Source organism: Tropicibacter sp. Alg240-R139 (assembly GCF_900537075.1).
Lineage (GTDB): Bacteria > Pseudomonadota > Alphaproteobacteria > Rhodobacterales > Rhodobacteraceae > Falsiruegeria.
On the sequence record NZ_UNRA01000002.1, the window covers coordinates 830,767 to 848,356 of the forward strand.

The 17,590-nt window shown below is 58.9% G+C and carries 13 protein-coding genes; 11 read left to right on the forward strand and 2 right to left on the reverse strand.

All coding sequences use genetic code 11. From position 1 onward, the window contains the following. The first annotated feature begins 37 nt into the window (after positions 1–37). The 5 genes from G6R15_RS11705 (at position 38) to G6R15_RS11725 (ending at position 6,302) form a co-directional block, all read left to right on the forward strand. Positions 38–886, forward strand: coding sequence for a LysR family transcriptional regulator (locus tag G6R15_RS11705; protein ID WP_164660016.1), 849 nt, complete (start codon positions 38–40; stop codon positions 884–886). A gap of 221 nt (positions 887–1,107) precedes the next feature. Continuing rightward, entirely contained in the window at positions 1,108–2,211 is a 1,104-nt protein-coding gene (folE2, locus tag G6R15_RS11710; protein WP_164660017.1) for a GTP cyclohydrolase FolE2, read from the forward strand. A gap of 515 nt (positions 2,212–2,726) precedes the next feature. Further along, the gene (locus tag G6R15_RS11715; RefSeq protein WP_164660018.1) at positions 2,727–3,227 is read left to right on the forward strand and encodes a hypothetical protein; all 501 of its coding nucleotides are present in this window, start codon (positions 2,727–2,729) and stop codon (positions 3,225–3,227) included. Positions 3,228–3,279: 52 nt separating this feature from the next. After that, entirely contained in the window at positions 3,280–4,728 is a 1,449-nt protein-coding gene (locus G6R15_RS11720; RefSeq protein WP_164660019.1) for a TrkH family potassium uptake protein, read from the forward strand. After that, positions 4,728–6,302 (forward strand): 5-guanidino-2-oxopentanoate decarboxylase, encoded by a 1,575-nt coding sequence (locus G6R15_RS11725; protein WP_164660020.1) that lies wholly within the window; start codon positions 4,728–4,730, stop codon positions 6,300–6,302. The genes G6R15_RS11720 and G6R15_RS11725 overlap by 1 nt, the downstream gene beginning before the upstream one ends. A 148-nt stretch (positions 6,303–6,450) precedes the next feature. Here the strand turns inward: G6R15_RS11725 and G6R15_RS11730 are convergent, their stop codons facing one another. Next, on the reverse strand, positions 6,451–8,196 hold the full coding sequence (locus G6R15_RS11730; protein ID WP_164660021.1) for a serine protease: 1,746 nt from the start codon (positions 8,194–8,196) through the stop codon (positions 6,451–6,453). A gap of 212 nt (positions 8,197–8,408) precedes the next feature. On the opposite strand from G6R15_RS11730, the gene G6R15_RS11735 reads away from it, so the two are divergent. Further along, on the forward strand, positions 8,409–9,338 hold the full coding sequence (locus tag G6R15_RS11735) for a glycine--tRNA ligase subunit alpha (RefSeq protein ID WP_164660022.1): 930 nt from the start codon (positions 8,409–8,411) through the stop codon (positions 9,336–9,338). A gap of 17 nt (positions 9,339–9,355) precedes the next feature. Here G6R15_RS11735 and G6R15_RS11740 read toward each other — a convergent pair whose 3' ends face one another. Next, positions 9,356–9,991, reverse strand: coding sequence for a MarC family protein (locus G6R15_RS11740; protein ID WP_164660023.1), 636 nt, complete (start codon positions 9,989–9,991; stop codon positions 9,356–9,358). 96 nt (positions 9,992–10,087) lie between these two features. Here G6R15_RS11740 and G6R15_RS11745 point away from each other — a divergent pair, with 96 nt between their 5' ends. From G6R15_RS11745 to G6R15_RS11765, 5 genes are all read left to right on the forward strand, one after another. Continuing rightward, positions 10,088–10,612, forward strand: coding sequence for a DUF6446 family protein (locus tag G6R15_RS11745; protein ID WP_164660024.1), 525 nt, complete (start codon positions 10,088–10,090; stop codon positions 10,610–10,612). Between the two features lie 21 nt (positions 10,613–10,633). Further along, a complete protein-coding gene (gene gltS, locus G6R15_RS11750; protein WP_164660025.1) occupies positions 10,634–11,845 on the forward strand; it encodes a sodium/glutamate symporter in 1,212 nt (403 codons plus the stop codon). Positions 11,846–11,854: 9 nt separating this feature from the next. Further along, positions 11,855–14,011, forward strand: coding sequence for a glycine--tRNA ligase subunit beta (glyS, locus tag G6R15_RS11755; protein WP_164660026.1), 2,157 nt, complete (start codon positions 11,855–11,857; stop codon positions 14,009–14,011). A 77-nt stretch (positions 14,012–14,088) separates the two neighbouring features. Continuing rightward, positions 14,089–16,659 carry a putative PEP-binding protein gene (locus G6R15_RS11760; protein WP_205520510.1) on the forward strand — a complete coding sequence of 857 codons (2,571 nt, stop codon included), beginning with the start codon at positions 14,089–14,091 and terminating at the stop codon, positions 16,657–16,659. 175 nt (positions 16,660–16,834) lie between these two features. Beyond that, positions 16,835–17,473, forward strand: a complete 639-nt coding sequence (locus tag G6R15_RS11765; protein ID WP_164660027.1) for a cell wall hydrolase — start codon at positions 16,835–16,837, stop codon at positions 17,471–17,473. The last annotated feature ends 117 nt before the right edge of the window (positions 17,474–17,590 follow it).

Consider the following 17,590-nt stretch of genomic DNA (forward strand, 5'->3'; position numbering starts at 1 on the left):
AAAATCTTGGTGAGCATTAGAAAAACTTGAGGGCGATATGAACCTACCACCATTGAACGCATTGCGGGCCTTTGAATGTGCCGCACGAACGGGCAGTTTCTCTGCTGCTGGGGCTGAGTTGGGTGTGACCGCCGCCGCCGTCAGCCTGCAAGTTCGAAATTTGGAGGATTGGTTGAACCTTCAGCTGTTTGTTCGCAAAGCCAATCAGCTCCGCATTACAGATGCAGGGCGTGACTATTATCAAAACGCCGCCTCGGCCCTGGCCGAGATTGCACGCTTTACAGATGCGTTGACGCAAGGGGACCGGCGGCGTCCCTTCGTGATCAGTGCGACACCCGCTTTGGCGCAGCTCTGGCTACCGCAGCGGTTGGCGGTTTTTGCGCAACTGCGGCCCGATGTGCCGGTTGAACTACGTACCGAAGCCGAGGATCAAGACTTGGAACTGCATGGCATCGACGTACGATTGAGTTATGGGGGGGAGCTGCCCGACTACGCCAGCCACGAATTGTTCACGGATCAATTGGTGCCGGTCGTGTCAGGGCCGGGCGCGTTGGGCAACTTTCGACGCATCGACGTGAATTGGGGCACCCGGATTTCGTCAGTACCGGGATGGCGGCAATGGAGCGAGCTTTATGGGTTACTTTCTGAAGATATCGCGCCGATCGCGGCTGCGTCCGTACCCGATGCGTTGGCACTGTGTACAGCAGGGATTGGGGTGACTCTTTTGCCGGAAACCGTCGTGTCGATGGCTCTTAAATCCGGAATTGTCAGGAAATGCGATCCGCGATCAATCCAGATGCCGCGCCCTTACGTAATGCTCCACGCGCACTACAAAACAAAGTCGCGGCGGCTGATGGACTTTCAGAAAGCTCTTCTTACAGGATAGCGGCGCGTCATTTGATGATCAGTTCTCAAGGGCTGTAAGAAATCACCATTCTGATCGTCGACTGACGTATTCTGACGGAAAATGACGAAAATTCCACGTTGCCTTTTTGTTTGGGCTGCTACTTTTTGTTTGGGCTGCTAAATGACGCCGAAATGGGCTAGATGTTCAGATGGCCCGTGACTGCCCTTAGATGGGTGGGACCATGCAAAGGAACCGCGCAGATGAATTTTCACACTCGTGACGTCAACGAGACCCCGGACCGCGAAGACGCCGCTGCCGCGCTCTATGTCTTGCGTGCCTGGGCGAAAACTGCGACCGAGGCCGAGATCGCGCAGCTTGATCCCAGTGTGGCCCGCCTTGTTCCGGGCCTGGTGCCGGTGAACTACCCGTCGCTGTCGCGCGCGTACCCCGAGGATTTCAAGGTCAATGAGGCCTATAAGGCGTCGCTGCCTGACCTGCAGAATGGCCCATCGAGCCTTATCCGCGGCGCAAAGCAGCAGATTCAGCATGTTGGTATCTCGAATTTCCGCCTTCCGATCCGGTTTCACCGCAAGGAGGGCGAGGATCTGACGCTGGAAACCTCGGTGACGGGCACTGTAAGCTTGGAGGCCGAGAAAAAGGGCATCAACATGTCCCGCATCATGCGGTCGTTTTACAAACATGCCGAACGGACGTTTTCGTTCGAAGTGATCGAGGCGGCGCTGGATGATTATAAAAGCGATCTGGAAAGCTTTGATGCCCGCATTCAGATGCGGTTTTCTTTTCCGGACCGTGTGAATAGCCTGCGCTCGGGGTTGGTGGGATATCAGTACTATGACATCGCGCTAGAATTGGTTGAACAAAACGGTGTGCGTCAGAAGATCATGCACCTAGACTATGTATACTCTTCGACGTGCCCCTGTTCGTTGGAGTTGAGCGAGCATGCGCGCATAAGTCGGGGACAACTGGCCACGCCGCATTCGCAGCGCTCGGTTGCGCGGATTTCTGCGGTGGTGGACAGTAACACTGATTGTTTGTGGTTCGAGGATTTGATCGAGCTGTGCCGCCGCGCCGTGCCGACCGAGACGCAGGTTATGGTCAAGCGCGAAGACGAGCAGGCCTTTGCCGAGCTGAACGCCGCCAACCCGATTTTTGTCGAGGACGCTGCACGTTCGTTCTGTGCCGAGTTGCTGGCAGATCACCATGTCGGTGATTTTCGCGTTATCGCGAGCCATCAGGAAAGCCTGCACAGCCATGACGCGGTTTCGGTATTGACCGAGGGACCGACATTTGAGGCGGTAAGCCTGGACCCCAAACTTTTCAACACGTTGTTCCACATAGGTTGAAGGATCACGTGGGTTTGACGATTATTGGGTGCAGCGATTCCAACCATTGTGTTTGTTGTAGATAGACGGGGGATGCTCCCGCCGGTCGTCAATGTTTCTGACGAAACATCTCCTCCCGTTGGGCCGGGCGCCGCGCTTCGCGCGGCGCGGTGGCGTTTGAGGCGCGGAATACTTACGTCTTAGACCGTCCTCAATGTGGCGAAAGCCTGTTCGCACCGATTTTGAGGTAACAACAAAGTGCACAAGCGTTGGGCGCTTTCCGCAATGCGGCGTAGACTTAAGCAGAAAAATGCCGCTTTTTCGCACCTGCGGCATAAAGTTTGCTGCAATTGCAAGGGGCCGCCTTATATTGAGAGTGAAAGCAAACCCTGCGTGGAGCTTAAACTGCCGCGTGAGTTGAAAGGGGCCGTCATGCAAGACCTAAGTGGAACACGTTTCTATGCGCCCATGTGGCGGCTTGTCCTGACAGCAGTTGCTTTCGTCGATCTTTTCTCTCTGACTTGGGACCCCCGAACATGACCCCATTTCTCTATCCACTTCACGCACAAACTGCAGCCATTCGCATGGCAGGCTATGCCCTGACCACACAGATTGAACTGCTACAGGCGATGTCGCGCTTTGCGACCCTGACTCCGGCCACTAAGGTCCAAAGACCACAAACCCAGACGTCAAAGGCGGTCACTGGTGTCAATACTGCGGCCGCCGGCAGGGCTGCCAAGGTGACTACGCCCAAACGGACCCCAACCAAGGTACCTTCGGCCAAAACTGCTGCATCCAAGCGGAAACCGGTCGTCCGTACAAACGTGGCTCCGGCAAAGGCGGCTGAAGCTGCGCCTGTGACAAAGGCCGCGGCCGCCAAGCCCGTGGCTACGACCATTGGTACCAAAACAGGAAAACGCGTGCAAAAATCGGCTGCCAAGCAAACCCAAACGGCAACGACGACTTCGACGCGCGCGCGCCGCGTCCCATCGCGTCCACCCAGCATGCCGCAGACCAAGTCGCAATCTGACGATTAAGCCGTCGCCTTCGGCTTGACAGTCCGCGGCGCGCAAGCCAACCCTGCGCGTCATGTTGGATATGCGCCCCGTTGGATATGTGATCGGGCTGTTGGTTGCCATTCTTGGCGTGACCATGGTTTTGCCGATGCTCGCCGACCTTATCGAAGGGCGGGGTGAGTGGCATGTGTTCCTGCAAAGTGGTTTGATCACCGTCCTTGTGGGCGGGCTGATTGCCCTTAGCTGTTCGAATGGTTTGCGCGAGGGGCTGACCATTCAACAGACATTTTTGCTGACCACGGGTGTTTGGGTGGTATTGCCGATCTTCGGTGCGGTTCCGTTCATGTTCGGCGAAACCGAGTTGCGGTTTGTCGACGCCTTTTTCGAATCGATGTCAGGGCTGACGACCACAGGTTCGACCGTAATTTCTGGCCTGGATCAGCTGCCCCGCGGGCTGCTTTTGTGGCGCGGATTGCTGCAATGGCTGGGCGGGATCGGGATCATTGTTGTCGCTATGGTTTTTCTTCCAGAACTGCGGGTTGGGGGCATGCAGATCTTTCGCTCGGAAGGATTTGATACTTTTGGTAAAATCCTCCCGCGTGCGACAGAGATTTCATCGCGGATTTCGGTAATCTACATCACTTTGACGATGACCTGCGCGCTGGCCTACGCCGCCGTTGGGATGGCCCCTTTTGACGCCTCTGTTCATGCGATGACAACAGTGGCCACGGGCGGATTTGCCAACTATGACGCGTCGTTTGGGGCGTTTTCGGGTGGGGCAGAGTACGTCGCTGTGGTGTTCATGCTGCTGGCGGCGCTGCCGTTTGTGCGGTTCGTGCAAATGACGGCCGGAAGCGCACGACCGCTGTTTCGGGACACCCAAATCCGCGCATTTCTGGCGACGGCGCTGGTTCTGGTGTTGGTACTGACCGCCTGGAACCTGGCTTATACAGGGGCCACTGGCGAACCGGCCGTGCGCAAGACGCTGTTCAATACTGTGTCGCTGATGACCGGTACGGGTTATGCCAGCGAGGATTACATGACCTGGGGCGGCTTTCCCGTCACGCTCTTGTTCTTTGTCGGATTGATTGGTGGCTGCGCGGGCTCGACCGCCTGTTCGATCAAGATTTTCCGTTATCAACTCCTTTTCGCGTCGATCAAGGCACAGCTGCAGCGTATCCGCACGCCGCATGGGGTGTTCACGCCGCGATATGCAGGCCGACCTGTAGGGCCGGATGTCCTGAGCTCGGTTATGAGCTTCTTTGTCTTTTTCATTGTCACCATGGGGGCTGTGGCCTGGTTGCTGGGGCTGACAGGATTAGATCTGACAACATCTGTCTCGGGCGCGGCGGCGGCTTTGGCCAACATCGGGCCGGGTTTGGGCAACCAGATCGGCCCTGCCGGTAACTTTGGCGGGCTGAACGACGCGTCAAAATGGATATTGGTCGCTGCGATGCTGATCGGGCGGCTGGAACTTTTGGCGGTATACGCCATTCTCACCGTGCAATTCTGGAGAGCATGATGAAAAGACCATTGGGTGCGCAAATTTCCCATATGTTGAAAGATCGCGGCGTGGACGTGATCTTTGGCATTCCGGGGGTGCACAATCAGGAAATGTATCGCGGCATCGAAGAAGCCGGGATCACCCATGTTCTGGCCCGCCACGAACAAGGGGCAGGGTTCATGGCCGATGGCTATGCCCGTGCCAGCGGCAAGCCGGGGGTGGCCTATGTCATCACCGGGCCGGGGTTGTGCAACATCATGACACCGATGGGGCAGGCCTATTCCGATTCCGTTTCGATGCTGGTCTTGTCATCCTGTCTGGATGAAACGGCGGCCCGCAAGGGGCAGCTGCACCAGATGAAAGATCAGGAAGCCGCGGCAGCCACTGTGTGTGATTGGTCCCATACTGCGCATACAGCACAGTCAGCCTACGGCCTGATCGAGCGCGCGTTTGAAGAGTTCGAAACGCAACGCCCCCGGCCAAAGCACATCCAGGTTCCGATCGCGCAGCTTGAGGCGGATGCCGAACCCGCTCCGTTCCCGAACCAGCCTGCGCTGACGCTCAAGGCCAAGGCATCGGACATTGCGCCGGTTTTGTCTTTGTTAAACATCGCGCAACGGCCTCTGTTCATTTTGGGCGGTGGGGCGAAATCAAACCTGTGGCGGCAAGTGTTGACGCAGATCGGCGCGGCTTGTCTGACGACCTATGCGGGGCGCGGTATGGTTGGAACTGGTTATGCGCTGGACTATGGGGCTAGGCTGGCACGTCCGGGCAGTGCGGACATCGTCGCATCCGCCGATTTGGTGGTGGCTGTCGGAACCGAACTGGCCGAGGTTGATCTGTGGCGTCAGGATTTGGGGCATACAGCGAATCTGGTTCGGGTGGATATCGACCCTTCGGTTCTAGCTGACCCTCAGCGGGCCGCGATCAAGCTGCAGATGGATGCCGAAAGCTTTGCATACGCGTTGTGGGAGGCGACCGAAGCTGCTACGCCCAAGACCGGATGGGCAGCGACCGAAGTGGCCGAAACGCGCACCCGCTGGCGGTCCGAGACGGATGCCGAACGTCCAGGGATCGTCCCGGTGGTTGACGCGCTGCGTGAAGCAATGCCGATGGACACGATGATCTACTCTGACATGACCCAGTTTGCCTATGTTGCGAAAGAGGTGTGGGAGATGCATCGACCCTATCACTGGCACCATCCTTATGGGTTCGGCACTTTGGGGTACGCATTGCCTGCTGGTATCGGTGGCGCTGTGGCACGTCGTGGTCAGCCGACGGCGGTGATCATCGGAGATTACGGTCTGCACTACACGTTGCCCGAGCTGGGGGTAGCGGTGGAACTGGGGCTGCCTCTGCCGATCATCTTGTGGGACAACGGCAAACTCAAAGAGATCGAGGACAGCATGACCCGTGCGCAGATTGCGCCAAATGCTGTGATCGCGCGCAACCCGGATTTCTGCAATCTCGCCGAGGCGTTTGGCGCTGATGCGGTAGCGCCCAAGGATCTGGCCGAGATGCAAGCCGCCGTTCAAGCGGCCTTTACAGCCAATGGACCCACACTGATCTATCTTACACCAGATATTCTATAGCCACCTGCGCAGCCTATCGGCTTTGCGTCCTGCGGACGGCGGGGGGCGTGGCACCGGGCGCGCGGTGCCACGCCCAACAAGAGGAGATGATCCGCCAGGATCAACGACGATTGGCGGGAGCGCTTGATGTCTCCCGCACTGTGTTCATTTAGTTCCAGCAGCTCACCAGAACCGTCATTCCATTGGCCCGGCGCGACAGTTCGTTTGGTGACACGCCCTGATATCCATTTGCGTCTGCCGCCCGCAGTCCTGCGGCTTGCAGAACGTCACGCAGGGCTTGGGCATCAGCGGCAAAGCTTACGCCGCGCGGCAACTGCTGGCCGGTCTGAGCGGCGGGCAAAAGCATGCCCACGACCGAGCCAGCCGGATCGAACACAGGGCCGCCCGCGTCGCCGGATTGAGCCGCTAGATCAAGCCGGGACAACTCGGTCTCTCCGCGCAACCCTTTGACGTCCAACAGCTTGCCAAAGGTCAAGGTCGGCGCGCCCAGGACACCTTCAAAGCTGTAGCCTGCAACGGTCACGTCTGATTGCAGGCGCGGCGGTTCAATGCTCAGTTGTGCAACTTCCATCGGGGCCAGCGACTGTTGGGGTCTCAGCACCGCAACGCCCAGACCTGAATCCGCGCTGATCAAGTCGGCAGTATAGTCGTTGTCCAGCGTGATCCGGGTGCAACCGTCCACAGCTTCTGAAACTGTCACAACCGTTCCCTTGCCATCGACGTAGAAACCGGAACGCGAAACGCGGGGTCGGCGAACCTGCAAGCCAGAGATCAGGTCGATGGATTGTGCCGCATCGCCGCCTGCGCCGGGATCCAGCACGCCGTCGGTGCGCGCAAAGCTGGCCTTCATCGCAGCCAGGACACGGGCACGACGCGCTTCGTCGCCTTCGGGCCAGATCAGGGTGAAGCCCTTGATCTCGCCGTTTTTCAGCGTCGCTTCGGTGTAGGACACGATGCCGTTGCCGCGCCCTTCAAGGATAAAGCTATCCTTCTTGCGCTCGCGCGGTCCTTCAAGCGGGACAATCTCTAGCGTCTGCATGATGTCATAAAGACCAAAGAGCGTTGCCTGATCGCCAGGCTGGCTGATCAGCAGAATGCGCGCGCTCAGGTCAGATGCGCTGTCGAAATGCACAAACGGCGGCTCGTAGCGCGAGAAACGGACTACATTCAAAGGCAGATCCATGTCGATCCCGGCCGAACGGTCGGAATGGGACCGCATGCCGGTGCTGATCAGCGGTTCGTTGTATTGATCCATCAGAACCTTGCGCTGAGCCGTTGTCAGGATGCCAGTCTGTTCAAACCCGGTGAACAGTTGCCATTCGCCCATCGACCGGCGTGTGCCCGAGCCAAAGGCCCCGTCGATGGCGGCGCTATAGAACCCGGCGGCTTGCAACGCGACCTGCAGATCCTTGCGTTCTTGCGCCGACAGCAACCGCTCGCTGCGTCGCGCCTCGGCCGGGGTTTCATCCGCTGGTTCCGGCTGCGCCACAGGTTCCGCGACTTGGGTTTGGTCATCGCCTAGAACGGGAGCGGCAACAACACCGCGGTTCAGAACGTTGGCACCCACAGGCCAGTATTGCTGCCCCAGGGCGTTGGACTGCGCCACAAAGCTGTCGCGCGGAATCTGTCGCTCGTTGCGATAGACGCGCAACACACGCTCAGCGTCGTCAGCCGAGTAAGGCCCCAGGACGATGCCGTACCAATTGCTGCCCAGGGAAAACCCGTTAACGTCCGGCAGGGCATCGGCATAGATTTGCGCCCGTTGTTGCGCCACGCGCAAACTGGGGTGGGCTTCGATCTGGACCCAGACCACCTCGCCGTTGGTCTGTTGCGCCTGAGCTGTGTTCAGGGAAGTAATGATCGCGAAAATGAACGCGGTGAAGACTCTTATCATCGTCGGGTCTCTTGCCTTTGAAATCGGTATTCTGGACGCAGCATAATCAGGAATGCGGGGCAAACGCCATGCCCCTGCCGGGGTGAGGCCGAAGGTGTGTCGATAACACGACAGGGCTGGCACATGTGGCGTTGACCCTTTTGGGTGGGCGACATAGGAAAGGGCGGAAGTAAAAACCCCATGCGCTTGCACGCGCGGTTTAAGGGAATGTCATGACCGATCAGACCAACGCCCCGCGTTCGTTCCAGGAAATCATCCTGCGGCTTCAGGCCTATTGGGCCTCGAAAGGCTGCGCAATCCTGCAGCCTTACGACATGGAAGTGGGCGCTGGTACATTCCACCCGGCGACGACTTTGCGCGCACTTGGCTCCAAGGCGTGGGCAGCGGCCTATGTGCAACCATCGCGCCGTCCGACTGATGGGCGTTATGGCGAGAACCCGAACCGCTTACAGCACTACTATCAATATCAGGTGCTGATCAAACCCAGCCCGCCGGATCTACAGGAACTGTATCTGGGCTCGCTTCAGGCCATCGGCATCGACATGGATCTGCACGACATCCGCTTTGTCGAGGATGACTGGGAAAGCCCGACCCTGGGCGCCTGGGGTCTGGGATGGGAGGTCTGGTGCGACGGTATGGAAGTCAGCCAGTTCACTTATTTTCAGCAGGTTGGCGGCCACGACTGCACGCCCGTTTCCGGCGAACTGACCTATGGTCTGGAGCGCTTGGCGATGTACGTCTTGGGCATCGATCACGTCATGGACATGCCGTTCAACGATCCACAATCGCCAAGCCCGCTGACCTACGGCGAAATTTTCAAGCAGACCGAAGAAGAATACGCCCGCTGGAACTTTGACGTGGCCAACACCGAGGTACTGCTGCGTCACTTTGAGGAGGCCGAGGCCGAATGTGCCGCGATCCTGAGCCAGGAGCACGACGATCCCAAAACCGGCAAGCGTATCATCATGGCTCATCCCGCTTATGATCAGTGCATCAAGGCGAGCCACATTTTCAACTTGCTCGACGCACGCGGCGTGATCTCGGTCACCGAACGCCAAGCCTATATCGGCCGTGTCCGGGCGCTCGCTAAACAATGCGCCGACGCTTTTGTGCAGACTGAGGCGGGGGGCTACGCGGCCTGATGGGCCGCGCGACCCACTTACCCAGCCAATCCCGGCAGCAGCGCTTTCAACCCTTCGGTAATCATGCCGATTGCGATGGCGGCCAGGATCATGCCCATCAGGCGGCTCATGATCACGCGCGCTGTGCCCGACAGATGTTTGGCCAGCATCGGCGCGTTCCAGAAAGTCAGCGCCAACAGCGCCACCATGCCCGCAAAAACGCCCGCGTAAGCAATCGCGTGAGCGGCGTCTGTCACCTGATGCGAATAGACAATCAGCGTTGTGATGGTGCCGGGGCCCACCAGAATGGGAAAGGTCAGCGGATAGAAGGCAACCGTTTCCGGGGCCGGGTAGTCGGCTTTTTCGGCGTCTGTCCCGTGATGCGCGCTGCTTTCATTGCCGCTGAGCATGTTGAGCGCCAGCAGCAAAACGACCAGCCCGCCCGCCACGCGAAAGTCATCTACACTAATGCCAAACAAATTCAGCACCTGGCTGCCGGCCACAGCAAAACACCCGCCCAGGATCAGACAGTAAAGCGCGGTCTTGATGGCGATCTTGCGTTGATCGGCCATCGAGGCCTCTGCAGTGACGCTCAGAAAGATCGGCAGGTTGCTGATCGGGTTCATGATTGCGAAAAGGGCGCCAAAGAATGTGATGGCAAATCCGGTATCCATGCGTCGAAGTATCCTGTGCGTGTAATGTTCGGATACCCTGTCGCATTCCTCAGACGTAGGAAAGGGGCGTACCCCTTTATGAAGGAGATTTAATCCATGGCGGGCAAACTGCTTGTAATCGCTTTGTTGCTGTCGACCGCAATTGCGGGGGCGGCGATCTATTATCTCCAGATCTATGGGTTCTATTACACCGTCGATGCGCAGCCGGGGCAGGACGTGCACCTGATGGCACAAGACACGGCAGAGCCGCGACCAATCGCCTATACGGAGTTTCAGGCGATCGACGCCGACAGCTCGCCCATCCGTTACCGGGCTTGTTTCACGACGGATCTTTCATTGGACGATATGTCGGCCACATACGTCGAATCCGATAAGACTGAACCGCGCGTGGCACCGGATTGGTTTGATTGCTTTGACGCGCTTGCCATTGGCGCGGCCATCGGCGAAGGGCGCGCGCGCACTTATCTGGCCGTCAAGAACATCGCCTTTGGGGTCGACCGCGTCGTAGCTGTCACTGACGAGGGTAAGGGATATGTCTGGCACGAATTCAACGACTGCGGCGAAAAAGCCTATGATGGCACCGTGGTCGGCGAAACCTGCCCCGAGCGTCCAACAAACTGATTCAACCGTCAGGAGGCCGCGGTGGCCGAAACCTTTGTAATACCGGATTTTGTGACAGCAACGCTTGGCTTTGCGGTCTACCTGCTTGGGGCCGAGATCAACGGGCGGGTTGCGGTGCTGCGTCAGTTCAACATCCCAGAACCGGTGACTGGGGGCCTGTTGGCCTCGTTGGTGGTGCTGGGGCTTTATCTGGGCTTTGACCTGGAATTCGCGTTCGAAATGGCGACACGGGATTTCCTGCTGGTGCTGTTCTTTGCAGGCATCGGTCTGAATGCTCGCCTGTCTGATCTGATCGCTGGGGGCAAACCGCTGCTCTTGCTGCTGGTCCTGACGCTAGTGACCATCCTAGCGCAGAACGTGATCGGCGCCGTGGGGGCGTCGGCTTTTGGGTATCCTTGGCAGGCCGGCGTCCTGTTTGGATCGGCCTCTTTGATCGGAGGGCATGGCACCGCCATCGCATGGGCCCCAGAAGTGGCAAACGCGACAGGTCTGTCCGGCGCGACCGAACTGGGGGTGGCCGTTGCGACCCTTGGTTTGGTTCTGGCTGCGTTGGTCGGTGGGCCAGTGGCAAAATACCTGATCGAAACGCACAAACTGACCCCAAGTCGTCCTGACGAGGGGCACACGATTGGTGTTCCAGACGGGGAAGGCCAAGATCAAAACAAAATCGACCATGTCTCGGTCATGCGGGTTCTGCTGTTTTTGAACATCGCGATCATCCTGGGCTATGCCCTGTCCCAGGGGATCGAGGCCGCTGGTTTGAAACTGCCACTCTTTGTGCCCTGCCTGATCGTGGCCATCGTGATCGCAAATCTGCGCAGCGCGTTCCGCCCCAACGCCAAGCCGATCTCGCGCACACCTGCGCTGGCGATGATCTCGGAGTTTGCACTTGGCGCGTTTCTGGCGATTTCGTTGATGACACTGCAACTGTGGACCATTGCTGAACTCGGCGCCGTAATTGCCGTGGTGATGCTGGCGCAGACCACATTCACCGTGGCATTTGTGATCTTCGTCCTCTTCCCCATCATGGGGAGCGGTTACCGCGCCGCTGTTCTTGCCGCCGGATTCGGGGGTTTCGCTTTGGGCGCAACCCCCACCGCAATCGCAAATATGACCGCCGTGACCAAGCGATATGGCCCGTCGCCTATTGCCTTTATCGTGCTCCCCCTTGTATCCGCTTTCTTCGTGGATATCGCCAATGCCATCGTCATCCAGACGATTGTGAACTTCTAAGGACCGACCATGCCCGACCTGCTGATCGAACTGTTTTCCGAGGAAATCCCCGCGCGCATGCAAACCCGCGCCGGTGAGGATCTGAAAAAGCGTATCACCGATGGTTTGGTCGAGGCCGGTTTGACCTATGCAGGTGCCGCCGTACTGACCACGCCCCGCCGTCTGACACTGACAGTGCAGGGCTTGCTGGCGGAAAGCCCAACAGTGCGCGAAGAGCGCAAGGGGCCAAAGGTCGGTGCGCCTGACAAAGCGATCGAGGGGTTCCTGCGTGGTGCGGGTGTCACTCGTGACCAACTCGAAGAGCGCGACACGCCCAAGGGCGCGGTGTATTTCGCCACCATCGAAAAAGCTGGTCGCCCGGCGGCGGACATTATCGCCGAGGTGCTGGACGCGACCATCCGAAACTTCCCTTGGCCCAAATCCATGCGGTGGGGCAGTGGCACAATGCGGTGGGTGCGCCCGCTGCATTCGATCCTGTGCATCCTGTCAGATGAGACCGGGACCGAGGTTGTGCCGCTCACCGTCGAAGGGATCACATCGGGTGACACCACCGAGGGCCACCGATTCATGGCGCCGGGCCGGTTTGCCGTGAACTCGTTCGAGGATTACGAGGCCAAGCTGAAACGCGCGTTTGTGATGCTGAACCCGTCCGAGCGGGCCGAACACATCTGGAACGACGCCACCAATCAAGCGTTTGCCGCTGGTCTCGAAGTGGTCGATGACAAGGGCCTGCTGGCCGAGGTTGCCGGTCTGGTTGAATGGCCTGTCGTGCTGATGGGCAAGATCGACGATGACTTTCTGGAACTGCCGCCCGAGGTGTTGCAAACTTCGATGAAAGAGCATCAGAAGTTCTTTTCGGTGAAGAACCCCAAAACGGGTCGCATCGAAAAGTTCATCACCGTGGCCAACCGCGAAACCACCGACAACGGCGCGACCATTCTGGCAGGCAATCAAAAGGTTCTGTCAGCGCGTCTGGCCGATGCCAAGTTCTTTTGGGAAAACGATCTGCGCACGGCCAAATCCGGCATGAGCGCATGGACCGATGCTTTGGGCAACGTGACCTTCCACAACAAGCTGGGCACGCAGGCCGAGCGGATTGAGCGTATCGCCGCGCTGGCCCGTGAACTGGCCCCGGTGACGGGTGCCGATGCCGATCAGGCCGAAAAAGCCGCACGTCTGGCCAAGGCCGACCTGAGCTCGGAAATGGTTTATGAATTCCCCGAACTGCAGGGGCTTATGGGCCGCTATTACATCGAGGCCGCAGGCGAAGACGCCGCCGTGGCCGCCGTGGCACAAGAACACTACTCACCGCTTGGCCCGTCCGACGACGTACCAACAGCGCCGCTGTCGGTGACCGTAGCACTGGCCGACAAGCTGGACACGCTCACCGGCTTCTGGGCGATTGATGAAAAACCCACAGGCTCGAAAGACCCCTTTGCGCTGCGTCGTGCGGCTTTGGGGGTTATTCGGTTGGTGTCGGAGAACAATCTAAGACTTTCGCAAAAAAAGTGCTTTGGTTTAGGAATTGGTCTCCAACAATACAGTATTGAATTTCGCGATGCCCACAGTCGCGGACAGGAACACGAAGTCGAGAAGATAGGCCCGACGGGTTTTATTACTGACGGAAATGACGAAAAGAGCGTTCATTTACTTTCCTTCTTCCACGACCGCCTCAAGGTCTTCCTCCGTGACGAAGGTATCCGTCACGACGTGATCGACGCCTGCATCGCAATGGAGGGCAACGACGACCTCAACCTGCTGGTCAAACGTGCCCGTGCGTTGAACGCCGTGATCGCGACCGAGGATGGCGAGAACCTGGTGCAGGGCTTCAAGCGTGCCAACAACATCCTGACCCAGGCCGAGGAGAAGGACGGCGTCGAATACTCTTATGGCGCGGACCTGAAATTTGCCGAGACGGACAGCGAAAAGGCGCTCTTTGCTGCGCTGGCCGAGGCCGAGAAACAGATCGCTCCGGCGCTGGAGGCCGAGGATTTCCCGACCGCGATGACCGCCATGGCCGCGCTGCGCGGACCAATTGATGCGTTTTTCGAAGAGGTTCAGGTCAACAGCGACAACGATGTCCTGCGCCGCAATCGCCTGAACCTGCTCAGCCAGATCCGCACCATCTGTTCCAGCGTGGCGGACCTGACCAAGGTCGAAGGGTAAAGCAACTCGCAAGGGCTCTCCCGCCGGTTTTGGCGGGCGCAGGCCCTTGCACCACGCCAAAACCCTCTTATGCTGCGGTGAAACCAAAAGGTGCCGCAGTGCAGAATAACCCCAACACCACCTTGATCACGGCGACCGCCCCTGTGGCGGCCAAAACCCATGGCGGACGTGCAAAATGTCTGCAGCGTCTGGTGCGGCTGGAATTGCCCGTGCCGCGCACCGTTGGATTGTCATTCACCGCGGTGCACAACATTGCCGAGGGGCAGATGCCGGATATTGCGGCGATCCTGGAGCAGTTTGACGAGACCGATCTGCTGTGTGTGAGGCCCAGTTCTGAGGACCCTGATTGGGGCGGGCCCGGTGCGATCCTGAACATCGGCATGAACGACGCGCGCTATGTTGAACTGTCCGACAGTATGGGCGCAGGGGCCGCGGCGGCGCTCTATCTGCGGTTTGTGCAGAACTATGCCGTCCATGTGGCGCGTCTGGACCCGGATGCGTTTGAGGATGTGGTGGATGATGGCCCGCAGGGGCTGAGTGAAATTTTACACGTCTATGAGGCCGAAACCGACGAGCCATTCCCGCAGGACCCGGGTGAACAGTTGGAAGCGGTGCTGAAATCCATGGCCCGCGCGTGGGAGGGCACAACCGCCCGTCTGTTGCGTCAGGCAAAGGGCGCGCCGGCGGATGCGGGCCTTGGGCTGGTGGTGCAGCAGATGATCCCTGGTGTGGGGCAGGGCGAATGTGGCTCGGGCGTGTTGCAACTGGTCAATACGGTGACCGGGCAGCCCCAAATCACGGGCCGCTACCTAAGCCAAAGCCAGGGGCGCGATGCGCTTGGGGCCGGATCAGGCGCGCTTTATCTGGAAAAGGACCCTCGTGGCCCGTCACTGGAGGATCTGGCGCCCGAGGCCTTTGAGGAGCTCAAGACCCACGCCGCCCTGATGCGCGCCAAGCTGCGCGAGGAAATGCAGGTCGAGTTTGTGATCGAAAGCGGCCATGCGCATATTCTGGACGGTGTGCGTGTGCCGCGCAGCGCGCGCGCATCCGTTCGGATTGCCGTGCGTCTGGCAGAGGATGGCATCATCCCGCAGGAAGAGGCGGTAATGCGCGTCGAGCCGCATTCACTGAATGAACTTTTGCACCGACAGGTCGATCCCGAAGCCCCGCGCGATGTGCTGACCACTGGCATTGCCGCCAGCCCCGGTGCGGCCACTGGCAAAATCGTATTCACCGCTGCCGAGGCGCAGGCAAGTGCCGCGCGGTCCGAGCCCTGCATTTTGGTGCGCCGGGAAACCTCTCCCGAAGACGTGCGCGGCATGCATGCCGCCGTGGCCGTTTTGACTGAAAAGGGCGGCATGACAAGCCACGCCGCGGTGATCGGGCGTGGAATGGGCCTGCCTTGTATCGTTGGGGCGTCGGATATGACGTTCCAGACCAAGAAGAAGACGCTGACCGCCCCGAATGGGCGCGTGTTCAAAACCGGCGACACGCTGACCATCGATGGCAGCTCGGGGCAGGTTCTGGCTGGCCAACCCGCGATGCTTGAGGCGGCATTGGATGAGTGTTTCCAGACACTGATGGGATGGGCGGATCAATCCCGCGACATTGGCATCCGGGCCAATGCTGACACACCGGCAGACGCTCAGACAGCGCGGAACTTTAACGCGCAGGGCATCGGGCTTTGCCGGACCGAGCATATGTTCTTTGATCCCGGTCGCTTGACGGTGATGCGCGAGATGATCTTTGCTGACGAACCCTCGGGTCGCGCGGCGGCATTGGAGCGCTTGCTGCCCATGCAGCGTGAGGATTTCACCCAGCTTTTTCGTATCATGCAGGGACAGCCCGTATGCATTCGCTTGTTCGATCCGCCATTGCACGAATTTCTGCCCACCACCCGCACCGGGCAGCGCGAGCTGGCCGAAGCGCTGGATATCCCGGTCAGTGATGTTACGCGCCGGGTTGAGGCGATGACTGAATACAACCCCATGCTGGGGCTGCGTGGTGTGCGCTTGGGCGTTACGGTTCCCGAAATTTATGACATGCAGGCGCGGGCAATTTTCGAGGCCACGATTGAAGCCAGTCACGAAGGTGCTCCAGTGGTGCCCGAGGTGATGATCCCATTGGTCAGCGCCAAGCGCGAGGTGGAGTTGGTCAAGGCGCGCATCGATGCCGTGGCCGCCGCCGTGGCACAAGAGCGCGGTCTGGATTTTGATTATCGTCTGGGGGTGATGGTGGAAACGCCGCGCGCATGTCTGCGCGCGGATGAGATCGCGCCGCATACGGCCTTTCTGAGTTTCGGTACAAACGACCTGACGCAGATGACCTATGGACTTTCGCGCGACGATGCTGGGCGTTTTATGTCGGCCTACGTGCAGCAAGGGGTTTTCAACGAAGATCCGTTTCACGTGCTGGATACCGACGGCGTGGGGGAGCTGCTGCAATTGGGTGCTGCACGCGCACGCGCGGCGCAACCGGATCTGACGCTTTCAGTGTGTGGTGAGCACGGCGGTAACCCCGAATCAATCGCCTTTTGCCGGGCTGCCGGGTTTGATTATGTGTCCTGCTCGCCCTTCCGGGTGCCGGTTGCGCGGCTTGCTGCCGCCCAATTGGCCATCGCCCACAAACTGGGAGAAAGCCCCCGTTAAACCCACTATATATTGTGTTTCAATGCCTTAACGCTTCTGTTTGAGGCGGCAATTTTCAACGCATTTTTACTTGCATTTTTCGAGAAACTGGACCTTTGCTGCAAGCTGCGCTAAACGGCTGCCTGCGCCCACCGGGGGAGGGTACGGCGCGAGAGTGCCGTTTGGGGTTTTGAAAATGAAACGTTTCTTTGTGGCCGCAGCCGTTATCCTGGCTGCTCTGGGACCGAAGTCGGTCATTGCAGATTCAGGACTGAACATGGTGATTGAACGCGAGCAGGCATCCCTGAACGCGCTACCCGGTTCGCGTTTCCGCCAGTACTTGAAGGCGTTCCGCCCTAAGCCCAAGCCGGTTGAGGTGACCTATTCGCGTGCTTGGTTGGATGACCAGCCCAAGCCCGAAGGCGACGACAACTTTCGTTGCCTGTCTGAGGCGCTGTATTTTGAGGCGCGCGGTGAAACCGTCAAAGGGCAGTTCGCCGTGGCCGAAGTGATCATGAACCGGGTCAAAAGCGGACGCTTTCCAAACTCCTTGTGCGGCGTGATCCGCCAGGGGACAGGCAAGAAATATCAGTGTCAATTCACCTATACCTGTGACGGTCGCAAGGAAGTCATCGCCGAGAAACAGGCGTTCGAACGGGTGTCAAAGGTGGCACGCACGATTATCGATGGTGTGTCCCAAGATCTGACAAACGGTGCAACGCATTATCACACCACTGCCGTGCGCCCCAGCTGGTCACGGGTGTACAAGAGAACCGCCAAGATCGGTGTGCACATCTTTTACCGCCACAACTATCGCACAGCCTCAAGCAACTGACGGCTTGAGGGCTAAGACTGGAGTGGGTCAAATTTTTTTGCTCCCGCCGCCAATGTGCGCCGCATTCGACGGCTGGTATGGCGTTTGCGGTTCTGATATGGGCGCGTCAGCCGCATA

What these genes read in the sequence shown, in the direction of transcription:
- glyS (WP_164660026.1), top strand. Translation starts at nt 11,855, where the DNA reads ATGCCCGACCTGCTGATCGAACTGTTTTCCGAGGAAATCCCCGCGCGC.
- G6R15_RS11720 (WP_164660019.1), top strand. Translation starts at nt 3,280, where the DNA reads ATGTTGGATATGCGCCCCGTTGGATATGTGATCGGGCTGTTGGTTGCC.
- G6R15_RS11765 (WP_164660027.1), top strand. Translation starts at nt 16,835, where the DNA reads ATGAAACGTTTCTTTGTGGCCGCAGCCGTTATCCTGGCTGCTCTGGGA.
- G6R15_RS11725 (WP_164660020.1), top strand. Translation starts at nt 4,728, where the DNA reads ATGAAAAGACCATTGGGTGCGCAAATTTCCCATATGTTGAAAGATCGC.
- G6R15_RS11740 (WP_164660023.1), bottom strand. Translation starts at nt 9,991, where the DNA reads ATGGATACCGGATTTGCCATCACATTCTTTGGCGCCCTTTTCGCAATC.
- G6R15_RS11745 (WP_164660024.1), top strand. Translation starts at nt 10,088, where the DNA reads ATGGCGGGCAAACTGCTTGTAATCGCTTTGTTGCTGTCGACCGCAATT.
- G6R15_RS11715 (WP_164660018.1), top strand. Translation starts at nt 2,727, where the DNA reads ATGACCCCATTTCTCTATCCACTTCACGCACAAACTGCAGCCATTCGC.
- folE2 (WP_164660017.1), top strand. Translation starts at nt 1,108, where the DNA reads ATGAATTTTCACACTCGTGACGTCAACGAGACCCCGGACCGCGAAGAC.
- G6R15_RS11705 (WP_164660016.1), top strand. Translation starts at nt 38, where the DNA reads ATGAACCTACCACCATTGAACGCATTGCGGGCCTTTGAATGTGCCGCA.
- G6R15_RS11735 (WP_164660022.1), top strand. Translation starts at nt 8,409, where the DNA reads ATGACCGATCAGACCAACGCCCCGCGTTCGTTCCAGGAAATCATCCTG.
- G6R15_RS11730 (WP_164660021.1), bottom strand. Translation starts at nt 8,196, where the DNA reads ATGATAAGAGTCTTCACCGCGTTCATTTTCGCGATCATTACTTCCCTG.